The organism is Bradyrhizobium viridifuturi, from assembly GCF_001238275.1.
In the GTDB taxonomy this organism is placed as follows: domain Bacteria; phylum Pseudomonadota; class Alphaproteobacteria; order Rhizobiales; family Xanthobacteraceae; genus Bradyrhizobium; species Bradyrhizobium viridifuturi.
This window is the reverse complement of sequence record NZ_LGTB01000058.1, coordinates 1-19,795: the sequence shown is the minus strand read 5'-3', so window position 1 is coordinate 19,795 and position 19,795 is coordinate 1. Positions and strand designations below refer to the sequence as shown.

Genomic DNA, 19,795 nt, shown 5'->3' with positions numbered 1-19,795 from the left:
TCGGCGGGACGACGGCACGTGCCCTCATCTCAAGGACAATTTCCAATGGCTCAAGACGATCCCTTCACCCTCGACCTCTTCAACAATTCCGCCCTTTCCTCTGGCCTCGGCGTCACCGCCTTCGCCGGCGGTATCACCGACGACCCGGACGACGGCGAGGATCCTGATCCGTCGACGCCGGCCCCATCGCTTCCGGTCGCGGCGGTCACACGCTCTGCTTCATCCGCTCCGCGAGAGCGCGAGACGAACTTCCATCTCGCGGGTGAGCGCGCCCTGGCCAAGGGATGGAAGGACCGCGCCCGCGACAACATCGTGGCGATCCGGCTCGCCGCGGCGATCCATGCCGACGGACGTGCAGCGACTCTCGAAGAGCAGGAGCAACTGATCCGCTTCATCGGATTCGGAGCCTCCGATCTTGCCAACTTCGTATTCCGGCGCCCGGGCGAGGCGGAATTCGGCAAGGGCTGGGAGGCGATCGGAGCGGAGCTGGAGGATGCCGTCGGCGATCTCGACCACGCCTCGCTCGCGCGCTGCACCCAGTATGCGCACTTCACGCCCGAGTTCATCGTCCGCGCGATCTGGGCAGGCCTGCGGCGCCTCGGCTGGCGCGGCGGCCGCGTGCTCGAGCCCGGCATCGGCACCGGGCTATTTCCCGCGCTGATGCCCGAAGGACTTCGGGAGGTCTCGCACGTCACCGGCATCGAGCTCGATCCGGTCACGGCGCGCATTGTGCGTCTGTTGCAACCGAAAGCACGAATCATCGGCGGCGATTTCGCCCGCACGGAACTACCAGCGAGCTTCGATCTCGCGATCGGCAATCCGCCGTTCTCCGACCGCACCGTGCGCTCCGACCGTGCCTATCGGTCAATGGGACTGCGCCTGCACGATTATTTCATTGCGCGTGCGATCGACCTTCTGAAGCCGGGGGCGCTGGCCGCCTTCGTCACCAGCTCGGGCACGATGGACAAGGCGGATGCATCGGCGCGCGAGCACATCGCGAAGTCGGCCGACCTGATTGCGGCGATCCGGCTGCCCGAGGGGAGTTTTCGCGCCAGCGCCGGCACCGACGTCGTCGTCGACATCCTGTTCTTGCGCAAGCGCAAGATCGGAGATCCGGAAGGAAGTCTGTCATGGCTCGATGTCGACGAGGTGCGGCCGGCGACAGAAGACGAGAGCGCGATCCGCGTGAACCGTTGGTTCGCGAAGCACCCGGCGTTTGTGCTCGGCACGCACGCTCTCGCCTCTGGTCCCTTCGGCGAGAGCTATACATGCCAGCCGCGCGAAGGCGAGGATCTCGAAGCGGCGCTGGCGGCCGTAGTCGGTCTCCTTCCCGAAGACCGCTACGACGGCGAGCCCGATGTGATCCAGCTCCATTTGGAGGATGCGGATGATCAGAGCGTCCTAGATCTCCCGTCCGATCGGCATGTGCGCGAGGGCAGCTATTTCTTCGACAAGGCGCACGGCCTGATGCAAGTCCTGAACGGCGTGCCTGTCATCGTGAAGGCCCGTAAGGGACGCAGTGCCGAGGGCATCCCCGAGAAGCATGTTGGCATCATTCGGAAACTGATCCCGGTCCGCGATGCGGTCCGTGAGGTGTTGAAGGCGCAGGAGCTCGACCAGCATGGAAAGACGCGCAGGTCAGACTGCGCATCGCCTGGTCGAACTTCGTCCGCGACTTCGGCCCGATTAACTTCACAACCGTCTCCATGACGGAAGACGAGGAGACCGCTGAGGTGCGCGAGACGCATCGCCGGCCGAACATCCAGCCCTTCCTCGATGACCCCGACTGCTGGCTCGTCGCCTCGATTGAGGATTACGACCTCGAGACCAACACCGCCAAGCCCGGTCCGATCTTCACCGAGCGGGTGATCGCGCCGCCGGCTGCGCCCGTCATCGGCAGCGCGGCCGATGCGCTGGCCGTCGTGCTCAACGACGCGGGCATGTCGACATCGACCACGTCGCCGAGCTGCTGCACCGCGAATGCGACGACGTCGTCGCCGAACTCGGCAGCGCCGTCTTCCGCGATCCTGCGGACGGCTCGTGGCAGACGGCCGACTCCTACCTCTCCGGTTCCGTCCGTGACAAGCTGAGGGCTGCGGAGGCCGCGGCTGCGCTCGATCCGTCCTACGAACGCAATGTCACGGCGCTGCAAGCCGTGCAGCCTGCCGACCTCAAACCCTCCGACATCACGGCGCGTCTCGGCGCGCCCTGGATTCCGGCCACCGACATCGTCGCCTTCGTCAAGGAGACGATTGACGCCGAGATCAGGATCAACCACATGCCGGAATTGGCGTCGTGGACCGTGGAAGCCCGGCAGCTCGGTTGGATGGCGGCCGGTACGTCGGAATGGGGCACCGACCGCCGGCACGCAGGCGAGTTGCTCGCCGATGCACTGAACAGCCGGGTGCCGCAGATCTTCGACACAATCAAGGACGGCGACAGCGAGCGGCGCGTGCTCAACGTCGTCGACACGGAAGCAGCAAAGACTAAGCTGCAGAAGATCAAGGATGCCTTCCAGCGCTGGATCTGGTCTGATTCTGATCGTACCGACCGGCTGGCGCGCGTCTACAACGACTGCTTCAATAACATCGCGCCACGCGCCTTCGACGGCTCGCACCTGAAGTTACCCGGCGCCTCTGGCGCCTTTGTTCTTTATGGGCACCAGAAGCGCGGCATTTGGCGCATCATCGCCGCCGGCTCGACCTACCTTGCCCACGCCGTCGGCGCCGGCAAGACCATGACGATGGCCGCCGCAATCATGGAGCAACGGAGGCTCGGCCTCGTCGCCAAGGCGATGCTCGTCGTGCCCGGCCACTGCCTGGCGCAGGCCGCCCGCGAGTTCCTTGCACTCTACCCGAACGCGCGCATCCTGGTCGCCGACGAAACCAACTTCACCAAGGACAAGCGGCACCGCTTCCTGTCGCGCGCCGCGACAGCGACCTGGGACGCGATTATCATCACCCATTCGGCGTTCCGCTTCATCAGCGTGCCCTCGGCCTTCGAGCAGCAGATGATCCAGGACGAACTCGAGCTCTACGAGCAGCTCCTGATGAAGGTGGACAGCGACGACCGCGTCTCGCGCAAGCGCCTCGAGCGCTTGAAGGAGGGCTTAAAGGAACGGCTAGAATCGCTGGCAACCCGCAAGGACGACCTTCTGACCATCTCCGAGATCGGCGTCGACCAGATCATCGTCGACGAGGCGCAAGAGTTCAGGAAGCTCTCCTTCGCCACCAATATGTCGACGCTGAAGGGCGTCGACCCCAACGGTTCGCAGCGCGCCTGGGATCTCTACGTCAAGTCGCGCTTCATCGAGACGAAGAACCCGGGTCGTGCGATGGTGCTCGCTTCCGGTACGCCGATCACCAACACGCTCGGCGAGATGTTTTCGGTGCAGCGCTATCTCGGACATGCCGCGCTATCGGAGCGCGGGCTGCATGAGTTCGACGCCTGGGCGAGCACGTTCGGCGATGTTACGACCGAACTCGAGCTCCAGCCCTCGGGCAAATACAAGCCGGTCACGCGGTTCGCCACCTTCGTCAACGTGCCGGAGCTGATCGCCATGTTCCGCTCCTTCGCGGACGTTGTGATGCCTGAGGACCTGCGCCAGTACGTGAAAGTGCCAGCCATATCGACCGGAAAACGGCAGATCCTGACCGCGAAGCCGTCTCCGGCGTTCAAGCGCTACCAGACCCTGCTCGGTGAGCGCATCAAGGCGATCGAGGAGCGCGACCGCGCACCGGAGCCCGGCGACGACATCCTGCTGTCGGTCATTACCGACGGCCGCCACGCGGCCATCGACCTGCGCCTGGTGGACCCGGACAACGACAATGAAGCCGACAACAAGCTGAACCTGCTGGTCGGCAACGCCTTCCGCATCTGGAGCGAGACGGCCGCGAACAACTACGTGCGCACGGACGGAAAACCCTTCGAGTTGCCCGGCGCGGCGCAGATGATCTTCTCCGACCTCGGCACGATCAGCGTCGAGAAGAGCCGCGGCTTCTCCGCCTATCGCTGGATCCGCGATGAGCTCGTCCGCATGGGCGTGCCGGCTTGCGAAATCGCCTTCATGCAAGACTACAAGAAGTCCGAGGCGAAGCAGCGGCTGTTCGGCGATGTGCGCGCCGGTAAGGTCCGCTTCCTGATCGGCTCCTCCGACACGATGGGCACTGGCGTCAACGCTCAGCTTCGCTTGAAGGCTCTTCACCACCTCGACGTGCCCTGGCTGCCCTCGCAGATCGAGCAGCGCGAGGGCCGCATCGTGCGGCAGGGTAACCAGCATGACGAGGTCGATATCTTCGCCTACGCGACCGAAGGCAGCCTCGATGCGCAGATGTGGCAGAACAACGAGCGCAAGGCCCGGTTTATCGCCGCCGCGCTCTCCGGCGACACTTCCATCCGCCGGCTTGAGGACATGGGTGAAAGCCAGGCCAACCAGTTCGCCATGGCGAAGGCGATTGCCTCGGGCGACCCGCGCCTGATGCAGAAGGCTGGCCTCGAGGCCGACATCGCGCGGCTCGAACGTCTGCGGGCCGCGCACATCGATGACCAGCATGCGGTGCGGCGACAGATGCGCAATGCCGAGCGCGACATCCAGCTCTCGGCCCGCCGGATCGGCGAGATCGGGCAGGACATCGAGCGCCTCACACCGACCGTTGGTGATGCGTTCAGCATGTCCGTGACAGGAGCGCCGCATATGGAACGCAAGCTCGCTGGGCGCGCATTGATGAAGGAGATCCTGACGCTGGTCCAGCTTCAGCAGGAAGGCGAGACCGTCATTGCTTCGATCGGGGGCTTCGACGTCGCGTACAGTGGAGAGCGCTTCGGCCGCGACGGCTATCGCTACACCACGATGCTCCTGCGAACCTGTGCCGAGTACGAGATCGAGCTGCCGATGACCGTGACGCCGCTCGGTGCGGTCGCCCGCCTCGAGCACGCCCTCGACGACTTCGAGGGTGAGCGGGAGCGCTACCGCCAGCGTTTGGCGGATGCCCGCCAACGGCTTGCCTCTTACCAGTCCCGCGACAGCGGGGACTTCGCCTTCACCGGCGAGCTTGCCGAAAAGCGCCAGCAGCTCGCTGAGGTGGAAAAAGCCTTGGCGGAGGACGGTGATAGCGCCGGCCAGCTGGCTGCGGCCGCCTGAATGAAAGAAAGGGAAGAGAGGAAGGGAATAGGCCCGTTCGCAGATCGAGCGGGCCGCCGACGCTCGCGCTCAACCGCCGCCTACGCGATCCCGGCCCGTCATCCTGCGCAGGGCTTCGGCCCTGCTGGTGCTGCCGGGCAGGGATGCTCGGCCGCGGTTGCGCCGGCCCGCCCCGCTCCGCGGGCCGGGGGATGTCTTCGGGAAGAAGACGAGAGAGGGCCGGCAGCGCCGGTCCGCAACCCCAAAGGAGCGTTCCCATGCAACTCATCAAGGTCGACCCGCGCGCGCTGAAGGAGAACCCCGACCGCATGCGCCAGACCAAGTCGACGCCGCAAGCCGACGCGCTGCTGCTCGCCACGATCAAGGCCGTCGGCATCGTGCAGCCGCCCGTCATCACGCCGGAAATCGGCGGCGGAAACGGCTACTTGATCAATGCAGGCCACCGCCGTGTGAAGCAGGCGATCGCCGCCGGCCTCGACGAGATCGACGTGCTGGTCGACGAGGCGGCGAACGACAACGGCGCCATGCGCTCGATGGTCGAGAACATCGCCCGTGAGGCGCTGAATCCGGTCGACCAGTGGCGCGCAATCGAGCGTCTGGTCGCGCTCGCCTGGACAGAGGAGGCAATCGGCGTCGCGCTCACGCTGCCGGTGCGTCAAATCAGGAACTTCGTTTGCTGGCCAACGTGCTGCCGGCGATGCTCGATCACATGGCGAAGGGTGACATGCCCGACGAGCGCCAGCTCCGCACGATCGCTGCCGCATCGCTCGACGAGCAGAAGGAGGTCTGGAAGAAGCACAAGCCGTCGAAGGCCGACCCGCAGGTCTCGTGGTGGAGTGTCGCCCAGGCATTGCAGAAGACCCGGATGTTGGCTCGGCACGCCAGCTTCGGCGACGACCTCGCGCAGGCCTACGGCATTCAGTGGGTTGAGGACCTCTTCGCTCCCGCCGACGAGGACAGCCGCTACACGACGGACGTCGAGGCCTTCCTCGGCGCACAGCAGGAGTGGATGACGGCTAACCTGCCGAAGAAAGGCATTATCGCCGAGACCACCAACTATGGCGAGGTGAAGCTGCCGCCGAAGGCCGAGCGCGTCCACGGCAAGCCGGCGAAGTCCGACTGTACGGCGATGTATCTCGACCGCGACGGCCGCGTGCAGACGGTGCACTACCGCATGTCTGCGCCGAAGAAACCGAAGGGCAAGGGCGCGACTGATTCGGACAACGCTTCGGACGACGTCGGCGAGATCTCCAAGCCCCGTCCTGACGTGACGCGCAAGGGCGTCGAGATGATCGGCGACTATCGCACCGACGCGCTGCGCGAGGCGCTTGGCCGCGCGCCGATCGAGGACGACACGCTGATGGCTCTTCTGGTCCTCGCCTTCGCGGGCCAGAACGTCTCCGTGACGACGGGAGGCGGTGGAACCTATTACGGCCACAGCCGCCTGGCGAAAAACGTAGCGGTGCTGTTCGACGCTGATGGCAAGCTCGCGTTCGACATGGATACGCTTCGTGTCGCGGCGCGCAACATACTGGTCGATGTCTTCTCTTGCCGGGAGAATGCCACCAATAGCGGCATCGTCGCCCGGATCGCCGGCGCAGTGGTAGGCGCGGATTGCTTCCTTCCGCACATGGGCACGGAGGACTTCCTCTCCTGCCTGTCGCGCCCTGCCCTCGAGGCATCGTGTAAGGACACCCCTGTCCTGCCGCGCCAGCGCGTGAAGGACACGCGTGCCGCGCTCGTCGAGCACTTCAAGGAGGGACACTTCGTCCACTCCTCCGCGCGCTTCGCGCCGGATGCCACGAAGCTTTCACAATGGTTGTCGTCGAGCGCGACGACGGCAGATGATGACGGGGCCGAAGAGGAGATAGCCGGCATCGGCGATGAGCTCTCTGACGAAGTAGCCGAGGCATTCAGGGAGGCGGCCGAATAGCTCTACGCGTCTTTTCCTCCGAACGGTCCACCGCCGCCGGTCACCCCGGCGGCGGTTTCTTTTTCACGCATGCTCACACAAGGAGGACATGATGTCCGCGCACACCATCATCGACAACGCACCGATCGGCTCGATCGTCGCCTGGTCCGACGGAACGCCGCAGCCACCGGCGCGCTTCAGGAAGAAGCTCGCCGCGTGGCAGACCAACAACAGCAAGGGCCGCCTCATCCGCACACAGGGTGGACGGGACGTCGGGAATGTCTCGCTATCGGCCTGTTTCACTCTGCATGAGGCCGACTACGGTGCCGGCGGCGTCATTGCCGTGCGCGTCCATCGGACATTCTCGCTGGAGTCGAAGCTCCACTTCGCCATCGTCGAACGTCCGGCGATCGGCTCGATCCGGGTGTTCGATCGCGCCAGCGACGACGCCGAGCTTGTCTATCTCGCGACCAACGAGCCCGATGCGAAGGAGTGGCTGACACGCCATGGCTATCCCCACGCCGTGCTGGAGCAAGCAACGGCCGACGAGGTCGGCGCCGATATCATCGAGGGGAGGACCGCGGCATGAACGCGTCATTTCCTGCTTCCGACGACGTCGCGTTTGGTCGCAGCGCTGACGGCCTTCTTGCCGCGCTTGTCGGCGAGATGGCTTTCGTCATGGTTCCGGCCCGCGACGGCCGGTATTTTCTCGTGACGGGCTGGCGCATCAGCCGCCCGATGGGCGAATGGACGCGCGGCGACTTCTATGGACATTCCGGCGAGCTCGCGACGAGGCGGCGTTTCGCAATGCCGTGCTCGAAAACGCCGAGCATCAACGCGAGCGCAAGATGCTCGGCCGGATCGAGCAGAATTTGCGTATCTCCACGCCTTGGGGAATCTCGCAGGGCTCGACCGTCTACGCCGAGGGTGTGGCGTCACACTCCACTGCTGGCCACGGCGGTTTCAAGCTTTCGGCTGAGCGAAACCGCAAGGTCCATCCCATGCTGCGCTCAGAGGGGGGCTGGTATGAGGAAGACGCCGAATGGGCGATCGTCGCGATCACCTTCCCACATCTCGTTACGGCGTTCGAGCGCCGTTGCGCCGCGATAACGATCAAGGACAGCTGGCCGGACGCCTGGGAGGCGATCTCCGGCACAATCCTGCAGCCGGGCGAATCCCGCGAGAAGGATCGCCGCGGCTTCGAGCAGGCGCATGCGCGGGACTGGATCGTGGTGTCGGCGATCACATCCAAACACGCGAGCGGCTTCGTCGAAACCGTCGCCACGCTCGGCGGGAAACGCGGGCCTGGAACTGAGGAACGCCGCTTCCTCGTGCCCTCCAACGAGTACCACGTCGGCGGCTTCGGCTTCGTAATCGACGAGGCACGCCACCAGCTCTACGGCGGCCCCTCCGACTTCGTCGGACGGAGGTGACCCATGCCCTGGCGCCTCATTGCCAAAGCCTTCGGCTGGCGCGCGGCCACTGACGAGGACGGCGAAACGCCGGTCCTCGTCGTCTGGCATCCGCGGCTCAGACGCCATTTCACCGGCTCCGATGCCTGGAAACACGCCGTGCACCTGTCTGTGCACGCGCCGCGCCAAGATCCGTCCGGCACCGACAGAGAGGAGATCCAGTCATGAAAGCGCGTCTATCCGCCCTGAACCTTCTGGTGCATGCGCACAACAACCCAGAGAGCGCCGTCGCCGACGCTCTCGACGGGATCCTTAACCCAGGCATACGCAAGCACGCCGGCACCAATTCGGCGCCCGTCGACTGGGTAACTGCCGGCTGCATCTCCTTCATCGCCACAGTCTGTCTCCCGCACGACGACGCGACAGATGAGCCCACCCTGCCCTTGTGGCCTACGGGGACGCTGAGATGAGCGAGCCCCTGGACCGACGCCCCCTGCTCGTACGCCTGGAGACCGCGCAAGCCGAGACGCAGCGCTATCTCGTTGTCATCGAGCGCCAGATCGCGGCACGCGCCGAGCGGCTGACAATCACCGATCGGGCGAAACGCTGGCCGCACGGCCGAAGCGCATTGAGCTGGACGAACGCGGATGAGCGGCTGTTTCAGCAGCACGTCGCGGAGCTCGCCCTGGCCCGCCGCGGCGAGATCGACGCTCTCACGCGAAAGCTCGATCGACAGGAGGCGGCGATCGCCGAGCTTCGGGCGCGCAATCGCCCTTCCCCCGCGTGGCGGTGAACGGAGGCCGTGACGAATCCCCGCGCAAGCGGAGCACGCGAAGATCGTTCGCGACGTCGAGCGTGGCGCGAATTGGCCTCGATCTCCCGCGATTTCAGAGGCGGACTGCCCCTTGGCCGTCACTCCCTCGGTTTGTGCTGCGGTCTGAACCGTCCGCGGTCCGCTTCAAGGGCAAGTCGCGAAGCGATCGGCGGCGGCCGTCTCGCGATGGTGGGCCGCGTCCTTCGCAGGCCCGAGAGCCCGCTCGGCCTTTGGCCCGCCCATGCTCGCCCTGGCAGCCGCCGCCCCCTGAAGCAGCCCGCTGGGGCCGGTTCTGGTCGACCGCACCCGAGGGAGCAACGGCCAAGGGCCCGACCGCTTCCCAAGGTGAAACCGAGAAAGGATCTCAGCATGACCAAGACCGCCCGCTCCCCTCGCGCCACCGCCCGCGTCATTCCACTCCGCCGCGGCGCGACGCTCGAAATGGTTCGCCTCGCCTGTCCCGACTCTGCGCAAACGTTGCGGATCTCCGAGAGCTTCGGCCTTGCGGTTCTCGACAGCGATGGCATCCGTGAGCTGCACGAGCGGCTCGTCATCGAGACCGCCGATGCCCTCAAGGACGGGCTCAGCGAGCGTGCGATGGAAATCCACCTTCAGCGCATCGTCGGCGCATACGTTGGTTCGGCCCACGGCGCCGGCCAGTTCTACTCCCGCGCCGTGACCGAGGCGCGCGAAGCCACCGCCAAGCTTGCTAACGACGCACGCGACGAGGATCTCGACGGCCCCGTCGGCTTCGACAGCCAAGCGCAGCGCAAGCGCGAGTTCGCGGCCGACATGGGACTCCAGGCGCACGCGCTCCGCATGGCGGCCGAGGGCGCCGTCGCCGCCTACGAGCAGGTCATCGGTGAGGCCTGGAAGCCTTTCGAGCGACAGGTCGAGCACGCCGGCGAAACCATCACCAAGAAAGCCGCCGCGACCCAGATGGCCGCCTTCGAATAGGCCTGAGGGCGGGGCTTCGGCCCCGCCTTTCACATGTTGTCGCTGTGCGGGCTGGTCGCGAGACCGGCCCTTTTTCGTGTTGCCGGCAAGCCAAAGAGAAAAGTGGCGCGTCGCGCCAGCGCGGCCCCTCCCGGTCTGGTCCGTGCGGCGGATTCGGCGCCCGCGCAACGGCTGCGCCGTCCTCCGCTGCGCTGCGGCCCGGTCGGGTGCGCGAGCGCCTGGTGCCGCCGCGGCGGACCCCGTGAGGGGCCGCGGCAGGCGCGGCCTCCGAGACGGAGGTCATTGAAATGAGCAGGAACGAAGGAAAACCGCGCGCCGACATCTACGCGCGCATCACCGATCGCATCGTCGCGGACCTGGAGCGCGGCGTGCGGCCGTGGACCAGACCTTGGAATGCGGCCAGCGCGGCTGGGCGCATCACGCGGCCGCTGCGCCACAACGGAATGCCCTACCAGGGCATCAACGTCGTGCTGCTCTGGTCGGAAGCACTGTCGCGCGGCTTCACGTCGTCGATGTGGATGACATTCAAGCAATCTCTCGAGCTCGGCGGCCACGTCCGCAAGGGCGAGAGCGGAACGATGGTGGTCTACGCAAACAAGATCACCAAGACCGACACGGATGACAACGGCCACGACGTCGAGCGGACCGTACCGTTCCTGCGGGCCTACACCGTGTTCTGCGTCGATCAGATCGACGGCCTGCCCGACCACTACTACGCGCGCCCTGCTCCGAGCACGCCGCCGGCGCAGCGCATCGCGCACGTGGACGCGTTCTTCGCCAACACCGGCGCGACCATCCGGCACGGTGGCGACAAGGCTTTCTTCGCGCCAGCGCTCGACCTCATCCAGATGCCGCCGTTCGAGACCTTTCGCGACGCCGAGAGTTATGCGGCCACGCTCGCGCATGAGTGCGTACACTGGACCGCGCCGGCGCACCGCGTCAATCGCGATCTCAGCCGCTACGCGAAGGACAGCAGCGAGCGCGCCCGCGAGGAGCTTGTCGCAGAGCTCGGCGCCTGCTTCCTTAGCGCGGACCTCGGCATCGTGCCGGAGCTCGAGCCGCGTGCAGACCACGCGAGCTATCTTGCGTCGTGGCTGGAAGTGCTGGCCAACGACAAGCGCTTCATCTTTTCGGCGGCGGCGCACGCGCAGCGCGCTGTTACCTATTTGCACGACCTTCAGCCGAAAGCGGCCGAAATCGACCAGGCGGCATGAGCGCGACGGCCTCGCGTCTTGCCCTTGCTCTTCATGAGCTCACCAAGGCCCTCGCCTTGCGGCGAGGTCCTTCTTGCGTGCACCGTCGTGCGCCTAGCGTCTTCCGGAGGCGGAGGCACTTCCCCCATCACCTCGTCCAGCGCGGCTTGGGATTCGCCGCGTGGGGCCGCTGGGATCTCCAGATGTTCGTCTGTTCCTCAATGGGCGTCTTCCCGCAGCGGCGTGAGGGCGGTGCATCACGAATTGCGTTCGTCCGGCATCGCACTCGCGGTGGCCGTACCTCGAAAGACTCCTCAGGGGCGCGGGCGAGTCTCTTGGTCAACGTGGCTCTGCCGTTATCGTGCGGTACGCGTGCCTGTCACCAGTCATATCCCCCGCGGTCGGCCTGACGCGCCCAGTGCGTCCTCGATTTGGCATGTCTAACCGAAGGCCGTCGTCGCTGCGCTCCGCCTCGATTCCATGACCGCAACGGCCGTTCGCAGCTTTCTTCCCCTGGTCGCTGCGCGCCCATTCCTCGCGAGACAAGAAAGCTTCGCCCTGGCCGCCCTCCACTGCGTTGCGGCCCTTCGGGTGCGGTCCAATCGCCTCCGGTCAACGACAGCCATCGAGGTCGCGGTGGTCGCGGCCCGAGAACCGAAGAGGATACGAACATGGCTACCATCGGCAATTTCACTGTGAACGGCAACGGCTTCGTGGGCACCGTCAAGACTCTCGCCCTCGGTACCGTGAAGGCCAAGATCGTCGCGGCCGACCGCACTTCTGAGAAAGCCCCGGACTTCCGCATCTTCGCCGGCACCATCGAGTTCGGCGCCGCGTGGAAGAAGAAGTCGCAGGAGCAGAACCGCGACTATCTCTCGGTCAAGCTGGACGACCCGAGCTTCGCGGCGCCGATCTACGCGACGCTGGTCGAGGTCGAAGGCGAGGAAGGCCACTCGCTCATTTGGTCCCGTCCGAACCGCGACTGAGATGCGGCGCAAAAGGCCCTGCCGCGAGGCGGGGCCTTCAGCCGTGCGACAGAAAAGAGAACGATCATGTGCAAAGTGCTGAATGCGCGGAAGGTTCGGTAAGCGCTCAAATGAATCGCAGGTCTACATCGGTCGGCTAAGCAAGTGGGGCAATCCGTCCGTGATCGGGCGCGACGGCACGCGCGTCGACGTCATCGCGAAATATCGTGCATGGATAGTCGCGCAGCCCGCGCTGATGAATGAACTCGACGAGTTGCGCACCCGCGATCTTGTTTGCTGGTGCGCACCATTCGCGTACCACGGCGACGGGCTGCTCGAACTTGCCAACGGGCGCTGATCATGCGCCTGTTCGGTCGAGTGTCGCAGACGCTCGGGCATGTCCAGCAGCTTGATCGCCGCAGCGGTTAGGGCTTCGGTGATCGTCGGATAGGTTTCCTGCGAGTTAATCAAGAAACTATCGGAAATGTCACGGTCGCCTGAGCCATTCTTGAGACGTAGCCGAGAGCGGGACGGCGGACATATCACGGCGTCTCCGGAGTAGACGGCGTCTACCAGACCGGGCGCAGGCAGCGCGCTCATGTCAACCCGGAAGCCTGTCGCAGGCGATGTTGCGAGCTGCCGCGCGAGTTTGGCCGAAGCCTCCGAGCACTCCACGACTAAACCCGGAGAGCGGGTGCTAAGCCTGAACGCGAATTCGCTGCCGAACCCGTTCATAAAGCTGGACTTCTGCCTTTTGCAGAAGCTCCACAACGATCGCGAATTCCTGCCGATCGATATGCGTCGCCCAGCCGCTCTCGCAGCGCACGACGAGATAATAGCTGTCGCCATACTCTTCGACACCGCGTTTGAAAGTGACGGTCGCGGACTGAACCGTCCCCTTCTCGCGCGCCTGCGGTCCGGGAACGAGGTTGCAATTATATCGCGCAGCGAGCTCCGGAAACGGACCATCATCCTGTTCACGCTTGCGATAATGATCGAAGATCAAGTCGGGCTGACATCCGCGAACCAATCGAAAGCTCATGCCGACTCCGGCATAGTCGGTGCGCGTATGACGCACCGGCGGATCAAATGCCAGCGTCACGCGGATGCAACGCTCTCCATTGGCCGCCTGGAAAGGTTCGGGAATCGGTATCCGATAGACGGCGAAATGATCGAGAGCGAGCTCGTCTTCCGCGTAGAGCGTGACACGTGCGTCGTCGGAAAATGCGGCGCGTTCGAGGTCGACGAGACCATGGCCGCAGATCGCGCGTGTCGCGTCATTGCCAAGGAGTTGAAGCCGCTCCTGCGCCGCTTGTGGAATTTCCGCAGAACCGACGATCACTGCGCGCACGAGATTGGCTGAGGCTTGCGGAAAGCGGGACAGAATTTGCGCGGCGCTGAAGGCGACCCGCGGCGCAGCATATGATGTTCCCGAACCGGCCGTGAACAGACGATCGAGATAGCTGTGATACAGCGTCAGCACGCCTGCGCTGCCGACATCTTCCCCTCCCCGCAACCGGGCGACGACTGGATCGAAGATCAGGGTGCCGCCGATCTCGACGACGTCGGGCTTGATAGCCCCGCCCGGGCCCGGCCCCACCCGCGAAAATGGAGCGGGCTCATGCAACCGCGTGATGGGGCGGACTCGGACGTCGTCCGCCCCATCCTCATCGAGGCCCTCGCCGTGCGCGAGAGCCCCGACGGTGATGACGTTCAATGCGCCAGCCGGCTCGAACAGCCGGTTGCGTCCTCCAACAGATAACGCGGATATTCGGTCACTGCCTGTTCGAGGCGATTGCCGCCACGCGGGCTGCGGTTTCCGGACGAGACGACGATGACTATGTCGAGCTCACGAGCCAATTCGTCGAGCGTCGCCGCCCACGTCCCAACCTTGCCACCGTCGAAGACGCGCCGGCGGTCGGCCAGGGCGACGACAAAAATTCGACAACCAAAGCGTTGGTTAAGCGTCGCGATCGCCTCGCGCATTTGCGAGGGGACAAGGCGGCGATCATCAAATCCACCTTGGTCGTTCACAACTTTCGCCGCACAGAGACGGGCGCCCCGCTGCAACGCGCCGGCGTCGAGCTGCGCACGCAGGTCGCCAAACACCGCAACGCCGGCAACACGGGTGCCGTGACCCCAAACGTCTGCGGTGCCGAGATCGGCGGGCACGCCAATCGCGCCAGCGAGAATATCCGCCAGGAACGGGTGATCATTGACTCCGCTATCGATGATACCAATGAGCGGGGCATCATCGGTGACGGCGTTCAGCGGAGGGGCCGTCGGCAGGGCCATTTCCAGCGCCTCCGCGGTTGTTACATCCGGTGCCGGCGGCAGATCGATCGGTTGCGACCTCTTCGATCGTCAGCAACGTCCTAATGAGCTCGCCAGTCAGGCGCGCGCGGAACATGCTGATCGAGGGACCTACGTAACGATCCAGAACCTCGCCAGCCCTAGCCTCGACATAACGGATGACATCCTCGATCTTGCGCTCGCGTAGACGACGTTTCGCCAAGGTCCCACAGCTCGACGTCGACCAGATAGAATGTCTGTGCCAAAAAATCATCGGGGTTTGCGAATCCGTCCTCACGAAACCGTGGGCCGATCCGATCCCGTGGCTCGACCGATCCGATGCTTTCGATCCCTGCGACGAAGGTGTTGTAGGGCGCACGTTTCTGTCCGGCCGGCGCGCCGCGCTGGTAGGCATCGAGGCGGGCACGGAACTCCTGCATGTCATCGGTCGATGCGAACAAGACCAGCGTGCGGTCCGCATCGCTCGATAGGACAGTGAGCCCTAGCCTCTCCCAATCATCCTCGAGGAGCGCGCCCGTCATCTGTACGCGTAGAATCAAAGAGGGATCAACGAACTCAGGCTTGCGCCGACGCTGTTGCAGCTGCGTGGAGGCGTCGAGTTCGTCGCGCAGCTTGGTGCTGTGCTGATTGCGATCGCGCGTCGGCGCCGGCCCACCACCGCCATGCTTGCGGCGTTCGAATTGCTCGGGGAGCCGCACGAGCTCCAGGTGATCGTATCGGGCCACTGAGGCCTAGCTCGCCGGTGCGAGACGCGACTGTCCTGCGCGGCGTCGCGCCTCGTCGACCATGGCGCGATTGAAGTCCCGTTCGCGCACCTGCTTGCGGCGATCGATGATCATCGACTTCACTGCCTGCGTGCAGACGCGCTCGATCTCCGCATAGGAATAGCCTTCCAATGCGGTGGCATGCTGTAGCGGATCGAACGCGGCCGCCACGTTCTTGAATTTCAGCCGCAAGAAACGTCCGATCATGCCGCGATCCGGCTTGTCGAACCAGACGACCTCATCGAAGCGCCGCCACACCGCCGGATCGAGCGAACGGTCGAGGTTTGTCGCGGCGATCAAAAAGCCCTTTGGCTGGATATGGTCGATGAATAGCAGCAGGCTGTTGACGACACGGCGCAGCTCGTTGTGCTCGCTGCTGTCGTCACGCGATCGCGCGAGCGCGTCGAACTCGTCGAAGAACAAGACGCAGGGCTGTTTGCGGGCAAACTCGAAAGTTTTGCGAACATTGCCAGCCGTCTCCCCGAGATAGGACGAGATCAAACGATCCAGTTTCACAAGGAACAGTGGCAATCCGAGTTCCGCTGCGAATATCTCGGCGCACAGCGTTTTGCCGCAACCTGGGGGGCCGCAGAACAGGAGCTTTGAGCGCACCTTGAGACCGTGGCGACGGATTTCCTCGGCGCGCCGGTACTCCTTAACAAGACCGACGAGCACCCGCACGTTCGTCGCACCGAGAACGATGTCATTACGCGTATGCCGCGGTTCGATCCGCTCGATGAAGTCGGCGGCCGCTTCGGGGAAGGGAAGCAGGGGTGCAAGCGCCTTCGGGCCGCTCGGACGGCTTGGCCCGGCCTCAAGCGTCTTGCGCAGGCTGCGCGCCAGCACCCGGTTGTTCTTCTTTTCCTCTTCGCCGATGATTTGCTCCGCCACGGCGCGGAACTCATCGTCCCGACCGTAGCTGGCCAACAATTTCTTCATCAGCTCTCCGCGGGCCATGTCTCTGCTTTACTTTCTCCTGCTAGGCGAATCATACCCGCAATCGAAGCGTTTCACGATGGGGTTACTGCCCGGTTTAAACAACGCAAATGGCCGTCTGAGGGCCATGCCTAGAGGATTCCCCACGCCCGGTACCGCCCTCGCCCGGTGGCCTCGCGCAGGCCGAGCTCGATCACCAGGCCCAAGGCCGCGCGTGACGTGACTCCCAGTTCCTCAGCGATCATGCCGGCAGAGACAACCGGGCGGGTCAACACGTAGTCGACGAGCGCCGGCAGTTTGGAAGTGGATCGGCGGCCGGTAAGTTTCCGAAGGAGGAGGGTGCGCTGGTTGAGCCAGCGATCGTGCGCCTTCAACCCGGCCTCGGCTGCAGCCGTGATCGCATCTAGCTCCGCTACAAGCCGCGTCGCGGTGTCGCGCGACCGGCGCCGCTCGCGCGGGATGGTTTTCAGCCCGTCGTGCAGGCAGCCGAGGTGGGAGCGCGTTTTGCAACGTTGACGCAACAGCGCCGCCGCCAGCAACTGGCCTAGCCATGGCCTGTGCTGTAGCGGTTCGATGCTGCGCCATGCGTCGGCCGCGATGGCCGCTGCGAGCGTCGGCGGCAAGATGCGGGCCTCATCGACGCTGGCGCGCCAGGTGGCGAGGCGGTCGTCCTCGTCCCAATCGATGTCGTAGACCAGCGGATCGCGATCGGTCGCGTGACGGAACTGACTCGGGCTATCGCTGGCGAGGGCGCGATCGGTCTTGGCCATCGCGGCATCGACGGCAGCGAGCGCCTCAGACAGCCCATCGTCATTTGCGGTTAGTGCGAGCGCTGCCTCCAGCACATCGCCGGCCTCCCTCGCATCGCAATCCCCTGCTCCACCCTCTTCGCGCTCGCCCCCTACCTCATCCAGGTCGCCCGTCCCGTCCAGGCCGCGCAAGGCGGCAAGGCCCGCCGGTGACAACGCCCAGTCGGGCTTTTCCCGGACGATGCGACGGCGGGTGCGCAGTACGGCGCGTGCCCGAGTCAGCTCATGGGTCGGTGCGCGGATATCCATGCCGGCGTCATGGAGAACCAGATCTTCGAGGTGGACGAGTTCGCCCTCCAGCCATAGACTGGCGCAGGCGTCGGTGAAGTGGTTTCGGCTGATCCACCCATCCCGAATTGGGCTCTTTGCGAGGCGCTCGTCGAGCCGGGCAAGCGCGTCCTCGGCGGTCGCAAGCGGGCCAGCAATAGCGGCCCAGGGCAACGGATCTGGCGTTTTGTAGCCGAAGAACAAGGGCTTGATAACCTTAATAGGTGCGGTTGAAACGGAATCTATCAGGCAGATAGATTCCGTCATAGCGACAGCCGCTTTCTGTTGTCTTGCTAGCCTCTCTTATCGACAACATTGGACGTCAGAACACAAAGTCAGTGGCTTCCGCGGCCCAGGGCCTGAAATCAAGCGCTAACCCTAGCCAGTTGCGCCATCCGACAGGGTCGTGTGCTGCCATCGATTTTGGTGGTTTGAGACAGTCCCGCCTTCTTCGGAAGGCCCCTGCCCTTCCAATCGCCGGCCGATCGTCGGCCAGGATTTGTATCTCCCGACCTACCTGCCCCTGAGCACTCCTGCGCCGACGGCATCATGCAGCTTCGATGTCAGTCTGCGGGAAATCGGTGCCTTTGAACATCAAAGGCTCCCCTAAGTGGCGAGCGCAGGCATAGGCAAAACACTCCCCGAAATTGAGGCGTGCCGGGTGCCGCCCCTTGCCGTAACGGTCAAAGGCTTCGAGCGCTATCCGGGCCGTTTCGGGCGGCACTTGCACCATCTTGATCTCCATCAGCGCCAGATAACTCTCGACCGCTTCGCTAGCCTCAGAGATGGGAAGATCAAGCACTCGGGCTACGGCAATCGCAGCTTCCCACACTGCCAGCGGCGAGGTCAGGCGCGTAGCCGCTTGATGAAGGCGAGCCAACAGCTCCCGCGCTTCATTTTCGTCAGTCAGCATAGCGGTCAGCGCCGAGGCATCGATAAACATCAATCGTCCCCGTAAAGGCCGTCGCGGAACGCCTTGTCTGCGGGCTTGCCCTTTTGCGGATTGCTCCTGGCCCGGAGATCGCGACAGAACTGTACGCCCAGATCGACCAGGGACGGCTTGCCCTGCTCGCGCTCCAACTCGTGGGCAAGCGCCGTATGCACGGCCTCGGTGAGTCCGATCTTCTTGAGCGCGGCGACCCTGCGGGCCAGCGCGTCGGTCTCGGGATTCTTGATATGGAAAGCCATCGGGGGCTGCTCTATCCGCCGCTGTGTATCCTTATATAGCATGGCGGATACACCACTTGAAGGCCGCCCCCCAATTGTCTCCTCACGGGAGGCTGGCGGCGTTTGATGGTTGAAGTTCCTCCTCCTTCAACTTTCCTTCGGACCAGTACGCTGGTGCGGCGCCATGGCCGTGCGACCTCGAGATTCGCTGAATCGGACCAGGCTCCTAGGGCACGGAATGAATCTTCGCTCCAAAGGAGCGCCTGCCCCTGGGATTCGAGGCGCTCACTGATGCTCAAAATTTCCCCAGCTTGTTGACCGCGGTCAACTTTTGGAAGTCCGGACGCGAAAGGGAGGACGATAGGTGTCATAATACCGGACAATCTCGCGCGAGGTAGGGTTCCTACATTGGAGGAGGCCCTGACTTCCCGCATAGGATAAGTCTGGCCTTCGGTACCTTGGGAAAGTTGACCGCGGTCAACTTTCCCAAGGTACTACATCACGCGGTCCCTCGCTCTAGAAAAAGGCGGCTGGAAGTAGGGGCCAGACCTCGATGGGTGGAGCCCTCCACATCCGATCCGGTTCGCCAAACTCGACAATCTGGGGCAAGGTTTCTTTGACCAGCAGGCCTGGGCCGACCGAAAATCGTAAACTCCGAGATTGGTCTCGCGAACATGTTCAATCACAGCTGCGGCGGGCACGTCTGGCAAGAGCCTGGCCGACCCTTCCGCTGAAAGCCTTTTGGAATTCGACTCTAATGGGGCGCGTGGGCCGCGGGCAGGTCGAAGATGTGAGAGTTCGCTTGGGTGGTCCGAATGAGGTCCTCGGAAATACGCCATGAAGGGGTTCGGCTCGCGGCCGTCATCCAGTATCCGGCTGGTGCGAGACCAGATCAATAGGCACCCTTCTCCGGTCGGGCCGATCTTTGATGGCGATGAGGTTCTGCGCTGGCTCGATGCCGACATGGGGAATCGTCTTGCGGTTGGTGCAGACGATGCGGGGAGTAGAGTGGCTCGAAAGGACCAAAGCCGGCTCAGCCCGCGAAGAAAGTTGGCGACGCCCAGTGTGTCGCTCGGAAGTCCTGGAGAGGAGGGCTCTCCTTTTGTGATCGTAAGCTCCTTCATCCCGTCACGGGCCGAGAACTTC

Annotated in this window: 17 protein-coding genes and 3 pseudogenes; 12 read left to right on the top strand and 8 right to left on the bottom strand. The window is 64.4% G+C overall.

Annotated elements, in window-relative coordinates; genetic code table 11:
* Positions 1-45 precede the first annotated feature (45 nt).
* The 11 genes and pseudogenes from ALC15_RS36870 (at position 46) to ALC15_RS36820 (ending at position 12,751) form a co-directional block, all read left to right on the top strand.
* Positions 46-5,140: pseudogene (locus tag ALC15_RS36870) on the top strand (Eco57I restriction-modification methylase domain-containing protein).
* A gap of 257 nt (positions 5,141-5,397) precedes the next feature.
* A pseudogene (locus tag ALC15_RS36865) lies at positions 5,398-7,073 on the top strand (ParB/RepB/Spo0J family partition protein).
* Between the two features lie 91 nt (positions 7,074-7,164).
* On the top strand, positions 7,165-7,641 hold the full coding sequence (locus ALC15_RS36860; RefSeq protein ID WP_050631545.1) for a hypothetical protein: 477 nt from the start codon (positions 7,165-7,167) through the stop codon (positions 7,639-7,641).
* Positions 7,638-8,485 (top strand): annotated as a pseudogene (locus ALC15_RS36855) (DUF7007 domain-containing protein). Before ALC15_RS36860 ends, ALC15_RS36855 begins: the two are co-directional and overlap by 4 nt.
* A 3-nt stretch (positions 8,486-8,488) precedes the next feature.
* The gene (locus tag ALC15_RS36850) at positions 8,489-8,692 is read left to right on the top strand and encodes a hypothetical protein (RefSeq protein WP_050631518.1); all 204 of its coding nucleotides are present in this window, start codon (positions 8,489-8,491) and stop codon (positions 8,690-8,692) included.
* Positions 8,689-8,934: a hypothetical protein gene (locus ALC15_RS36845; protein ID WP_050631517.1), complete on the top strand. Its 246-nt coding sequence runs from the start codon at positions 8,689-8,691 to the stop codon at positions 8,932-8,934. Before ALC15_RS36850 ends, ALC15_RS36845 begins: the two co-directional genes overlap by 4 nt.
* Entirely contained in the window at positions 8,931-9,257 is a 327-nt protein-coding gene (locus ALC15_RS36840; protein WP_050631516.1) for a hypothetical protein, read from the top strand. Before ALC15_RS36845 ends, ALC15_RS36840 begins: the two co-directional genes overlap by 4 nt.
* Positions 9,258-9,647: 390 nt before the next feature.
* Positions 9,648-10,235, top strand: a complete 588-nt coding sequence (locus ALC15_RS36835) for a hypothetical protein (protein ID WP_050631515.1) — start codon at positions 9,648-9,650, stop codon at positions 10,233-10,235.
* Between the two features lie 287 nt (positions 10,236-10,522).
* A complete protein-coding gene (locus tag ALC15_RS36830) occupies positions 10,523-11,449 on the top strand; it encodes an ArdC family protein (RefSeq protein WP_050631514.1) in 927 nt (308 codons plus the stop codon).
* A gap of 650 nt (positions 11,450-12,099) precedes the next feature.
* Positions 12,100-12,414: a DUF736 domain-containing protein gene (locus ALC15_RS36825; RefSeq protein ID WP_050631513.1), complete on the top strand. Its 315-nt coding sequence runs from the start codon at positions 12,100-12,102 to the stop codon at positions 12,412-12,414.
* Between the two features lie 82 nt (positions 12,415-12,496).
* Positions 12,497-12,751, top strand: coding sequence for a DUF4326 domain-containing protein (locus ALC15_RS36820; RefSeq protein WP_050631512.1), 255 nt, complete (start codon positions 12,497-12,499; stop codon positions 12,749-12,751).
* Between the two features lie 339 nt (positions 12,752-13,090).
* Here ALC15_RS36820 and ALC15_RS47365 read toward each other — a convergent pair whose 3' ends face one another.
* From ALC15_RS47365 to ALC15_RS36795, 8 genes are all read right to left on the bottom strand, one after another.
* Positions 13,091-14,110: a S8 family serine peptidase gene (locus ALC15_RS47365; protein ID WP_157860970.1), complete on the bottom strand. Its 1,020-nt coding sequence runs from the start codon at positions 14,108-14,110 to the stop codon at positions 13,091-13,093.
* Positions 14,107-14,688: a S8 family serine peptidase gene (locus tag ALC15_RS47360; protein WP_094194351.1), complete on the bottom strand. Its 582-nt coding sequence runs from the start codon at positions 14,686-14,688 to the stop codon at positions 14,107-14,109. Before ALC15_RS47360 ends, ALC15_RS47365 begins: the two co-directional genes overlap by 4 nt.
* Positions 14,645-14,959 (bottom strand): hypothetical protein, encoded by a 315-nt coding sequence (locus ALC15_RS48195; protein WP_488240851.1) that lies wholly within the window; start codon positions 14,957-14,959, stop codon positions 14,645-14,647. The genes ALC15_RS47360 and ALC15_RS48195 overlap by 44 nt, the downstream gene beginning before the upstream one ends.
* On the bottom strand, positions 14,847-15,431 hold the full coding sequence (locus tag ALC15_RS45255) for a hypothetical protein (RefSeq protein ID WP_128089685.1): 585 nt from the start codon (positions 15,429-15,431) through the stop codon (positions 14,847-14,849). The genes ALC15_RS48195 and ALC15_RS45255 overlap by 113 nt, the downstream gene beginning before the upstream one ends.
* Positions 15,432-15,437: 6 nt before the next feature.
* Entirely contained in the window at positions 15,438-16,409 is a 972-nt protein-coding gene (locus ALC15_RS36810) for an AAA family ATPase (protein WP_244486426.1), read from the bottom strand.
* A gap of 128 nt (positions 16,410-16,537) precedes the next feature.
* A complete protein-coding gene (locus ALC15_RS36805) occupies positions 16,538-17,749 on the bottom strand; it encodes an RHE_PE00001 family protein (RefSeq protein WP_200914734.1) in 1,212 nt (403 codons plus the stop codon).
* A gap of 280 nt (positions 17,750-18,029) precedes the next feature.
* Positions 18,030-18,425: a type II toxin-antitoxin system VapC family toxin gene (locus ALC15_RS36800; protein WP_050631510.1), complete on the bottom strand. Its 396-nt coding sequence runs from the start codon at positions 18,423-18,425 to the stop codon at positions 18,030-18,032.
* Positions 18,425-18,670 carry a type II toxin-antitoxin system VapB family antitoxin gene (locus ALC15_RS36795; RefSeq protein WP_050631543.1) on the bottom strand — a complete coding sequence of 82 codons (246 nt, stop codon included), beginning with the start codon at positions 18,668-18,670 and terminating at the stop codon, positions 18,425-18,427. Before ALC15_RS36795 ends, ALC15_RS36800 begins: the two co-directional genes overlap by 1 nt.
* A gap of 816 nt (positions 18,671-19,486) precedes the next feature.
* Between ALC15_RS36795 and ALC15_RS45635 the strand changes: the two genes are divergently transcribed.
* Positions 19,487-19,795 (top strand): hypothetical protein (locus ALC15_RS45635; RefSeq protein WP_210168619.1); only part of this gene is annotated, 309 nt, incomplete at its 3' end.

Coding starts and splice junctions, on each gene's coding strand:
- ALC15_RS36860 (WP_050631545.1), top strand. CDS start 7,165: ATGTCCGCGCACACCATCATCGACAACGCACCGATCGGCTCGATCGTC.
- ALC15_RS36850 (WP_050631518.1), top strand. CDS start 8,489: ATGCCCTGGCGCCTCATTGCCAAAGCCTTCGGCTGGCGCGCGGCCACT.
- ALC15_RS36845 (WP_050631517.1), top strand. CDS start 8,689: ATGAAAGCGCGTCTATCCGCCCTGAACCTTCTGGTGCATGCGCACAAC.
- ALC15_RS36840 (WP_050631516.1), top strand. CDS start 8,931: ATGAGCGAGCCCCTGGACCGACGCCCCCTGCTCGTACGCCTGGAGACC.
- ALC15_RS36835 (WP_050631515.1), top strand. CDS start 9,648: ATGACCAAGACCGCCCGCTCCCCTCGCGCCACCGCCCGCGTCATTCCA.
- ALC15_RS36830 (WP_050631514.1), top strand. CDS start 10,523: ATGAGCAGGAACGAAGGAAAACCGCGCGCCGACATCTACGCGCGCATC.
- ALC15_RS36825 (WP_050631513.1), top strand. CDS start 12,100: ATGGCTACCATCGGCAATTTCACTGTGAACGGCAACGGCTTCGTGGGC.
- ALC15_RS36820 (WP_050631512.1), top strand. CDS start 12,497: ATGCGCGGAAGGTTCGGTAAGCGCTCAAATGAATCGCAGGTCTACATC.
- ALC15_RS47360 (WP_094194351.1), bottom strand. CDS start 14,688: ATGGCCCTGCCGACGGCCCCTCCGCTGAACGCCGTCACCGATGATGCC.
- ALC15_RS48195 (WP_488240851.1), bottom strand. CDS start 14,959: ATGATTTTTTGGCACAGACATTCTATCTGGTCGACGTCGAGCTGTGGG.
- ALC15_RS36810 (WP_244486426.1), bottom strand. CDS start 16,409: ATGAAGAAATTGTTGGCCAGCTACGGTCGGGACGATGAGTTCCGCGCC.
- ALC15_RS36805 (WP_200914734.1), bottom strand. CDS start 17,749: ATGACGGAATCTATCTGCCTGATAGATTCCGTTTCAACCGCACCTATT.
- ALC15_RS36800 (WP_050631510.1), bottom strand. CDS start 18,425: ATGTTTATCGATGCCTCGGCGCTGACCGCTATGCTGACTGACGAAAAT.
- ALC15_RS36795 (WP_050631543.1), bottom strand. CDS start 18,670: ATGGCTTTCCATATCAAGAATCCCGAGACCGACGCGCTGGCCCGCAGG.